This window comes from Pseudoalteromonas sp. SK18 (assembly GCF_001974855.1).
Lineage (GTDB): Bacteria > Pseudomonadota > Gammaproteobacteria > Enterobacterales > Alteromonadaceae > Pseudoalteromonas.
In genome coordinates, this window is the sequence record NZ_MTQB01000077.1 from 1 (window position 1) to 435 (window position 435).

Consider the following 435-nt stretch of genomic DNA (forward strand, 5'->3'; position numbering starts at 1 on the left):
GTATTTAGGCCCAATAGTGGCCGTTCCACCTGCTGATTTAGTAGCGCCAGATAGCGAATAATTACTGTAAGTAAAGTTTCTGCTGTGCGGAGGTAATAAAATAGCCGAGGTCATCTGTTTCGGCTATTTCAGCCCACTGATAAAACACATTTCGCGCAACTCGCGCAAAGCAGCCGTAGGGTAACTGCATATAAGGCACAGCCGCACCTTTGTAGTCATTGATATAAAGTGACTCAGAACGACCTAATAGCCATGTGCGGTTTAAGTTATCAATACAACAAATAACGCTTCCCTCTGATGTCGGTTCACTATGCCAATTTACAATAATAAAAGGCGCATCCTTCACCTCGATCGCGATTTTTTCAACGGGTGTTTTTAAGTAAAACTGCCCATCTTCGTTACATAATACACTGGCAAAAAGTTTCACCATTGATT

General features: G+C 42.3%; 1 protein-coding gene. It reads right to left on the minus strand.

Going from position 1 to position 435, the window contains the following annotated elements; genetic code table 11:
- Nucleotides 1-61 precede the first annotated feature (61 nt).
- On the minus strand, nt 62-435 hold a 374-nt coding region (locus BW139_RS18215), incomplete at its 5' end, for a DUF1285 domain-containing protein (RefSeq protein WP_076920581.1).